The following is an 8428-nucleotide window of genomic DNA, read 5'->3' as shown; positions in this document are numbered from 1 at the left end:
CGTGGGGCAAACGGGAAGTTATACGCTTGGGGAGATTAGACCTCTGGCTGGGTTGGAGCAATCCTGCTCGGTTAAGTCCGGTCGATGAACCAAGAATCCCCGTCGCTTTAGCGCGGGGAGTGTCAATCCGGAACCCGTTTTAACGGGTTTTCGCGATCAGGCAGGGATTTTAATCCCTGACGGATTGGGCGGAACCGCTACAATGCCTAGCGTTAAAATGCAACTATTGTTGCGCAACCCTCTCCTAACAATCCACCTCCCACGCGGCAGAGCCGCAATAAAAGCGTGCCACGGCTCCAGCCATGGCACGAGGGATGATGTTGATAATGGGTTGAGGGGTTTAATCTTCGGCGAAGATATAGCGGCGCAACTCGCTAGGGTCGGGTTCGGGACTGGATTCGGCAAACTGGACTGAATCATCGATGATCCCTTGCACCTTGGTATCGATCGCCTCTAGTTCCGCTGCCGTAGCCAAGCCCCGCGTTTCTAAATCCTTGGCCAAGCGTTTAATCGGGTCACGGGAGAACCAAAATTCCTTCTCCTGAGCCGCCCGCAATTCATCGGGGTCGGCGAGGGAGTGACCCCGGAACCGATAGGTGAGGGCTTCGATCAACGTTGGCCCCTCCCCGGCCCGCGCCCGCTCGACGGCTTCGAGAGCCACCTTGCGCACCGCTAAAACATCCATCCCATCCACCTCTACCCCCACCATGTTGAAAACGCTGGCTTTTTTGTAGATTTCCGGTTGGGAGGTGGCGCGATCGTGGGCCATGCCGATCGCCCATTTATTATTTTCCACCACATAGAGGATCGGCAACTTCCACAGGGCTGCCATATTCAAACATTCAAAAAACTGGCCGTTATTACTGGCCCCATCGCCAAAAAAGCAGGCAGTGACCTGATCGGCGTTGGCATCGCCCATGGCTTCCCGGCGGTATTTCGATTGAAAAGCGGCCCCGGTGGCGACGGGAATCCCTTCCGCGACGAAGGCATAGCCCCCAAGGAGGCGGTGCTGTTCTGAGAACATATGCATCGAGCCGCCCCGGCCCTTACTGCACCCCGTCGCTTTGCCGAATAATTCCGCCATCACTTCCCGCGCCGGAACCCCAGCGCTGAGGGCATGGACGTGATCTCGATAGGTACTGGAGACAAAATCTTCATCGCGGCGCATCGCCCGGATCACGCCGGTAGAAACCGCCTCTTGACCGTTATAGAGATGGACAAACCCAAACATTCTGCCGCGATAGTACATTTCCGCACATTTATCTTCAAACAAACGGCCCAGCACCATATCTTCATAGAGCATTAACCCTTCTTCGCGGGTGAGGGGGAGGGTGCTGGTATCAATATGGGGAACGGGGCGTTCTGATTCTAGGGTTTGTGCCATCGTCATTTTGATTGGGTTGAAATGGTTTAATTGTGGGGGATGGGGCGATCGCAATGCAAGGCCTCTTGTTAAGGGGCAATGGCCCCGCGCTGGATTAACTGCTGTTGTAGCTCTGGGGAAAGGCCGGTATTATCCCCCAATCGGGTTTGATCCAAAATTGCCCCAATCCAATGGGCTTCACTGAGGTTTGCGCCGGTCAAATTCGCGCCCGTCAGATTCACCCCCGCCAAATTCACTAACGCTAAACTGGCCCGCTGTAAATTCGCACCGCTCAGGTCGGCATTTTCTAAAAATGCGCCGGTTAAATCTGCGCCGCCGAGGTTGGCCCCTCGCAGATTTGCACCGCTCAAATCCGCATCGCAGAGATCCGCCCCCCGCAGGTTAATCCCCCGCAGATCCGCCCCACTCAAGTTCGCTTCCCCCAGGCTGACCCCCAAAAAATTCCCCCCCGCAAAATCCGTCATCGGGTCAAGGCCCAACTGCGTTGCTAGGGTCAGGACATCCTCATGATGGCCGTTGAGGATGGGGGTGAAGTCTGGAGCCGCCAAGGGTTTAGCGGGGATCGATTCGTTGGCGTAGCCGCTGATCTTGGCAAGGGGAATGGGGAAGGTAGCGCGGATGGCTTTGGCGATCGCCCGTTTGGCCACCGCCTGCTGATTGGGGCTAAAATCATGGGGCCATAGCCCTTCCGCATGGAGGATCGTGCAGTGAGCCAACAGCGGGGAAAAGCTAACGCTAAAAATATCCGGCGTAACATTCAGGGTTAACAGCCGTTCTTGTCGCCTAAATTCCGGCTCTGTAAACAGGATCTCCCCAGCAAAACCACCTCCTTCAACGGGCTGCAACCCCGGCATCACGCCCGTTGCTTCCCATTCCGGATCGAGGGTAATCACCAAATTCGCCCCCCGGAGGGCAAATTGCGCCCGCCCCGATCCCACCTCATACCAAGGCGCTCCCCCTTGGAGCGTCAGATCGAGGGCAACCCCGGAGTCATCAGGGCTAAGGGTGAGGTTCAGGGTCGCCAAGTTGGGAACGCCGTTATCGGGAATCAGAGCAGCAGTCATAGGTCGAGGGAAATGTGCTATTGCTTGGTCTATTATCCCTTGATCGTGACGGAGGCGATCGCCCTTGAGCCAAAATTGAGTCCATGGGGGGCGATCGCTCCCATAGTAAAAACTGAGTTTTCTATTTGATCAAAAACAGTAAAATACAATTAAACGTGAGAATTAAGCCATGTTAGTTTTGCTTCCTTTGTTGACAGGATTGTTGTTAATTTTATACTCAAAAAGATCACAATCTTGGCGTAAGGCAATAATTGATGGATCGGTATTTTGGGGAGTTTTAGTCACTATCATAACTGAAAGCTTAAGCCTAGGAAAACATCTAAATTCAACAACAATTACGCTAGCTTGGTTCGCTTGCGTCATGATTTTAGCTTTCATCCTTTACCCCATGAGAAATTCCCTGAAAATCAAAAGACCAGCTTGGCCACGCCATCCCTTAATCAGGCTATTTTGGGGATGGGGAATAGGGATTTTGGTAATTTTATGGTGTTTAGCAGTTTTTGTTCCCCCCAACAACACCGACTCTTTTATTTACCATCTCCCTCGCATTCTTCATTGGTTACAAAATCAAACTGTTGACCACTATCCCACTGCCATCTTGAGACAATTATTTCAGGGGCCTTGGTCAAGCTTTGCCCTGCTGCATATTTATGCTTTGGTGGGGAGCGATCGCCTCTTAAACCTTCTGCAATGGACTAGCCTGATCGGTTGCCTAATTGGCGTTTCTCTCATTGCCCAAGAACTAGGAATCAACCGTTGGGGGCAACTTTGGACTGTTTTATTTGCCCTCACACTACCCATGGCAATTTTGCAATCAACCACAACTCAAAATGACTTGGTTTGTTCATTCTGGTTGATTTGCTTTGCCTATTACACAGTTAGTTCTATTCAAAGCAAAACTCTATCAACTAAAATTAGCCTCCGTTTAGGTCTGAGCTTAGGGCTACTATTTTTAACCAAGGGAACAAGCTATATTTTAGCTACACCTTTGATTATTTGGCTGGGAATTACTCATTTCAAATCAATCCTTAAACCATCTTCAATTGGATTTGCATTAGTTCCAATCTTGGTTAATTTTGGATTTTATCAACGCAATTTTTCTGCATTCCAATGGATTTTATATACGGATATAAGCTATGTCAATAGCAATTATACATTGGCTACAATCGTATCAAACTTAACTCGGAGTATTGCCTTACATATTCCTTGCTCTTTATCAACAGTTTCTATCGCTTACCGTTTTGTTTGGCGTATCCATGAATTAATCAACCTATCCAATCAGCTTGACTCTATTACCTTTGCGAGCAGTCCAAACTTCATGGTTTTTTTTATTGCTTTAGAGGATTTAGCGGGGAATCCGCTCCATTTTTATCTAATTTCAATAACAACAATTTTAATAGCCTTTAGATTGCGGCGATCGCACCAAGTTAATCCTATTGTCACAGAGTATTTTGTCGTTATTACATTAACCTTTATCTTGCTCTGTTTGATGCTGAAATGGAATATTTGGATCAGTCGATTACACACGCCTTATTTTTTGGCGATCGCCCCCATCATTGGCTATCTACTCCAAGCCAAAAAAATTCGCTGGCTTGCTGTCACCCTATGCCTTTGCCTGCTACTCAATGCCAACTATTATATTTTTGAAAATGTCAAAAAACCTTTTTGGGGATCAAAAAATATTTTTATAACATCACGGATGGAGAAATATTTTCATGATGTACCGGGGCGCAAAGATTATCAGGCCACGGCGAAATACTTAAGCGAGCATCACTGCCAAGATATTGGCTTAATGATCAATGATAGTCATTTAGAGTATTTATTTTGGCAAGTTTTAAAGCAGGAAAATGCACAACTTCCCCAGATTAAACATATTTTGGTGAATAATCCTGCGGGGAAAATTCCCGAATCCGGGGCTGTTTGTGCGATCGCCCGTTTTGGTCAACCCGTAGCATCCCCCCTGGTTTACCAGGGCCAGGCATTTAGCCACCATTGGCAACCCCATGCCACAACTCTAACCCCTGAATACCAAATTCATATTTATACACCTACACCACAGCCCCAAATTCACTAGATCACCTGTCTTCATGGCTAAGGGCAACTTCAAGGGGCAAGTTTGACACTATTGCGCAACAACGTCTCCGTCATCGTTGCCAATTTTTGCAATTCCTGCTCTAATTTATCCGCTTCTTTTTGATAGTTCACCTTACGCAGTAGGGCAGCGCGGGCTAAATCTTCGCGATGACGTTGCAGGGAGGTTTCCGCCACTTTGCCCCAAGCCTGAGCCTCATTTTTGGCCCGTTTATACCGGGGTTGAACATCATCCCAAACCACTTTGATCTGTCCCAAGGCACGGTCAAGGGCAGCTTTAGCCTGTTGGAGATCCGTACCCTGAAGGGCGCGATCGACGGGGGTTTCCAGTTGGGACGGATCGCCCTTGACAATCCAGGGGATAAAATCCTTGATCTGTTGACTGTGGCTCACGCCGGTTTTACACCAGGTGGCGAAGTGTTCACAGTTATTAAACAGGAGGTTATAGCGGTTTTCCCCGAGGCGACTGAAGGCCCGATCCACCACCACATCGGGGATAAATGTGGTGGGATAGGTTTTTGCCCGCACCCGTTGCCCCTGACTAAAGGTGGCTAGGGTTGTCCGCTCGATCACTTCACTGGGCTTACGGTAATGGATCACCGTACCATCGCCGCAATCAATCCCATGGTGTTCATAGACACCATTGAGGTTGAGCAGTTCGCGTAAAACGTAAATTTGATCGCCCCTGGCCATGGTGACTGTTTAGGTGGGAACGGGTTCGCCGGGTCGGAGCTTGACCCATTTGCCCATCTCTTCACTGAAGCTCTCACAACCCACCACATCCCACTCCATTTCCACGTAGTCGGTTTTGGTGCGGATGTTGACGTTGATGCTGGGGGCGATCGCCTCAAAATCGGGGTCTTCGGTCAAGTGGGGCTGCTGGTGTTGGGCTTCGACGGCATGGTAGGTGATGCAGCGATCCACATATTGGCAGTTAATGCAAATACACATGGCGGTTTCTCCACGGGAGTCCTGAGGCTCATTCTAACACCGGGAAATTTTTTCGGTGGCGACCGTAACAGATGCTTAAAATGGGAGTAAACCTTGCCCGGATCTGCCCATGCTTGCTGAAAGCTATTACCTTTTGCGTTCCCAACAGGATGGCCAATACGTCACCGCCCGCCCCCATGACCCCCAGAATCGCTTTCTCCTCCTCTTCCGGGAGAATTTCGAGGCCCGCAGCTATCTCAACACCCATGGCAGCGATGTGAGCGATCGCTTTGGGGTGGAACCGATTAGCCAAACCCAATTAAAGGCATTACTGGATCGTTGGGGTTTTAAAGGGGTGGGGATTGTCACCGATCCCCTGATTCCCACGGTGGATTTTTTGACTTATTTTTGATCCCATTAGCGATGTTTGGGGCCAGGGAGCAATCGCACAATCAGTGAAAGGCCGCTGCCACAGATCAGGGTAATCAGGAGGGTAAAGAGCAGAGAAACCCCTGGCGCTAACCACATCTCTTCAACACCTAAATTCAGCAAAACTCGGCCTAGAGGATGTTCGGTAATCAGATCGGCGTTGGGGGCTTCTGCGTTGGGGACAATCACCGCCGGAACGATGACGGTGGGAAATTGGGCGGAGACACTGGTGATAATGGAGCCAAGGGCGATCGCTGTTCCCCAGATGGCGAATCGGGTTTGAAAGGTGCGATCGCGCTCTGAGGCGATGGTTTCTACGCGGGTGCGTTTGAGTTCGAGATCGGCTTGAATGAGGTTGACATTAAATTGCAATAAATCTAAGCCGGGCCGGAGATTTTCGGAGTCTTTTTGCAGTTGGGCTAAAAAGGGCTGTTGGAGAAAAGCCATGAGGGGGGTGAGGTTGGATTCTGCGGGGAATTGGCTGAGTTTCTCTTGAATATCGCTGAGACATTGTTGATAGTTATGGCTATTGATTTCAATGGTGCGGGTTTGATAATCGAGTTCGGTGAGTTCAATGCCGTATTCAGCAAAAAGCTGACCCGCTTGATTGAGTTTAGCTTCGAGTTCGTTGAGGTTAAGGCTGGCATGATTTTGATTTTTCAATTCGGCAACGTATTGAATGATTTGAGAGAATTTTTGCTTGAGGGCTTGTTTTAAGTAGCGGCTTTGTTGGTAAGCCCAGAGCATTTTATTTCGGTAGCACCACAGGCGTAGCCAATATTCAATCAGTTGAGAGCCTGCTTCTTGAACGAGGGCAAGGTTAGGATAAAGAATAATTAAAATATGATGGTTGTTGGGGGCTGATCTGATTCCAGAATGGTGGGTTTCTGGGATGATAAAATGGTGTTGACTGAGTTCAAAAAAATAGCCATTGAGAATTCTGCCTTGGCTGGTGAGGGTTGTTTGCCAATCCTGTTGAGGGTAGAGGGTTTGATAAATCTGTTGAGCCAGATCAAGAATTTCGGCTGCTGATGGTTGTGGATCGTTGAGGATGGCGGAGGCGATGCTGGTTTGGCCGAGGGTGGTGGCGGTGGGGGTGGTGTAGGCTTGGATTTGCTGTTGGAGTTCGGTGAAAATTTGGGGGTGGTGGGATGTGGTGCGATCGCTGGTGGAGCAGTCGATGAGCAGGCTATAGGTATCGTTGAGGCGAACGGGATAGAGATAACCGGCATAGGGCGATCGCTCTGGAAACAGTTTTAAAATTCGGGTGTTTCCCAGGAGTTCGAGATATTCAATTTCAAAGGGGGTGTCGGCGGCGAGGATCGTGGCTTGGTGGGTGGGGGGGAAGGTTTGAATAAATTGGGTTTGATGGCTGAGGATTTCCTGTTGTGTTTGGCCTAATCCATGGCGTAGGTCGTAGCGGTAGTGATCTAGGGTGGGATAAATCAGGTAGCGCATGGGTTAGGGGTTGAGGGGGGGAAGATAGTCGTCGTCGGAGGGGTCGGTGGGTTGCCAGAAGCGTTGCCAGCCGGTGAGTTTTTGGCTGGTGGCGATGGGGTTATCGTTGAGGAGAGTGGGAATTACGAGGTCGTTGATCAGGTATTGGCTGTTGTTTTGGGTGGGGCGGCCGGGTTCGATCCCCCGTTTTTCGAGGGTGGGGCTGTGGGGATCGGGGGGGAGGGTGAGGGTGAGGAGGCGATCGCGGGGGTGGGTTTGGAGGGTGGCGAGGTGTTTTTGGAATTCGGAGGTGAGGGTGGGGGTGGTGTTGAGGAGGGTGTTGAGGGTGCGTTTAATGATGGGCCAGCGTTGGGGGTCGAAGTTTTTGAGGCGTTCTCCGAGTTCGTAGAGGCGGGTTTGGGTTTCGGGGTTGAGGGGGGTTTGGGTGTGTTTGAGGGTGAGGAGGAGGGCGAGGAGATAGATTTCGGGTTCGTTGGGTTCCATGTTGGGGGGGTTGGGGGTGTTTTTTAAAATATAGGCGATGGGGTGGCGGTTTTTAGATAAGTTTAGTGTTATTGCGATTGTGAGCATTGGACAAGGCTGTATGCAGGGGAATGTGTTCTTGCAGGGTGTTCCTTGTATGATTTACTCAAGAACTTTAACAAAGAAATCTAGTGATCAATCAGCAAAAGATAGAATATGGTAAAATTTTACTATCGTGGTATGGCAGAAAAAAATGGCAAACCGAGGACGGGTCGTAGTGCAAGATTGTTAGGGGTTAGGCTAACTATCGATATCAATATTGAGGAGGTGCGAAGGGGTTGCTTGAGTCAGGAAGGCTATTTGTTGCCAGAATCACAGCGCGAGTTTGAAGGAGAGTTTGTTACCATTGCGATTAGAGACACGAAGGGAATGTCTGTTTCGCTATCTATCGAAGGTTTACCCGCATTTCGCAAACCGATAGAGTTTGGTGGTCAAGGTAAAGATCCTTTATGGCAAATTGATGACGGTTTTATCGTGGGGGATTTACAGGCTGTCCAAGATGGTTCAACCCACGTTAGTATTATGCCAAGGGTGACAATGGCTCTAGAGA

9 protein-coding genes are annotated in these 8428 nt (G+C 49.8%); 3 read left to right on the top strand and 6 right to left on the bottom strand.

Features of this window, described 5'->3' with window-relative positions:
* Positions 1-340: 340 nt before the first annotated feature.
* Positions 341-1384: a pyruvate dehydrogenase (acetyl-transferring) E1 component subunit alpha gene (gene pdhA, locus VB712_RS10670; RefSeq protein WP_416236319.1), complete on the bottom strand. Its 1044-nt coding sequence runs from the start codon at positions 1382-1384 to the stop codon at positions 341-343.
* Positions 1385-1452: 68 nt separating this feature from the next.
* Entirely contained in the window at positions 1453-2448 is a 996-nt protein-coding gene (locus VB712_RS10665) for a pentapeptide repeat-containing protein (protein ID WP_323254545.1), read from the bottom strand.
* Positions 2449-2617: 169 nt separating this feature from the next.
* Here VB712_RS10665 and VB712_RS10660 point away from each other — a divergent pair, with 169 nt between their 5' ends.
* Positions 2618-4522, top strand: a complete 1905-nt coding sequence (locus VB712_RS10660) for a hypothetical protein (RefSeq protein WP_323254544.1) — start codon at positions 2618-2620, stop codon at positions 4520-4522.
* 29 nt (positions 4523-4551) lie between these two features.
* Here VB712_RS10660 and VB712_RS10655 read toward each other — a convergent pair whose 3' ends face one another.
* Complete coding sequence (locus VB712_RS10655; RefSeq protein ID WP_323254543.1) at positions 4552-5232, bottom strand: lecithin retinol acyltransferase family protein; 681 nt, start codon at positions 5230-5232, stop codon at positions 4552-4554.
* A gap of 9 nt (positions 5233-5241) precedes the next feature.
* Positions 5242-5490, bottom strand: a complete 249-nt coding sequence (locus VB712_RS10650) for a Ycf34 family protein (protein WP_323254542.1) — start codon at positions 5488-5490, stop codon at positions 5242-5244.
* A 109-nt stretch (positions 5491-5599) separates the two neighbouring features.
* Here VB712_RS10650 and VB712_RS10645 point away from each other — a divergent pair, with 109 nt between their 5' ends.
* Positions 5600-5881, top strand: a complete 282-nt coding sequence (locus VB712_RS10645; RefSeq protein ID WP_323254541.1) for a hypothetical protein — start codon at positions 5600-5602, stop codon at positions 5879-5881.
* A 5-nt stretch (positions 5882-5886) separates the two neighbouring features.
* Here the strand turns inward: VB712_RS10645 and VB712_RS10640 are convergent, their stop codons facing one another.
* Positions 5887-7356, bottom strand: coding sequence for a hypothetical protein (locus tag VB712_RS10640; RefSeq protein ID WP_323254540.1), 1470 nt, complete (start codon positions 7354-7356; stop codon positions 5887-5889).
* Between the two features lie 3 nt (positions 7357-7359).
* Positions 7360-7926, bottom strand: a complete 567-nt coding sequence (locus VB712_RS10635) for a hypothetical protein (RefSeq protein ID WP_323254539.1) — start codon at positions 7924-7926, stop codon at positions 7360-7362.
* Between the two features lie 108 nt (positions 7927-8034).
* On the opposite strand from VB712_RS10635, the gene VB712_RS10630 reads away from it, so the two are divergent.
* A partial coding sequence (locus VB712_RS10630; protein ID WP_416236318.1) for a hypothetical protein occupies positions 8035-8428 on the top strand: 394 nt, incomplete at its 3' end.

This window comes from Spirulina sp. CCNP1310 (genome assembly GCF_034932185.1).
In the GTDB taxonomy this organism is placed as follows: Bacteria; Cyanobacteriota; Cyanobacteriia; order Cyanobacteriales; family Spirulinaceae; genus Spirulina.
Note: the sequence above shows the minus strand (reverse complement) of the source record. Positions and strands in the feature narration are given on the sequence as shown.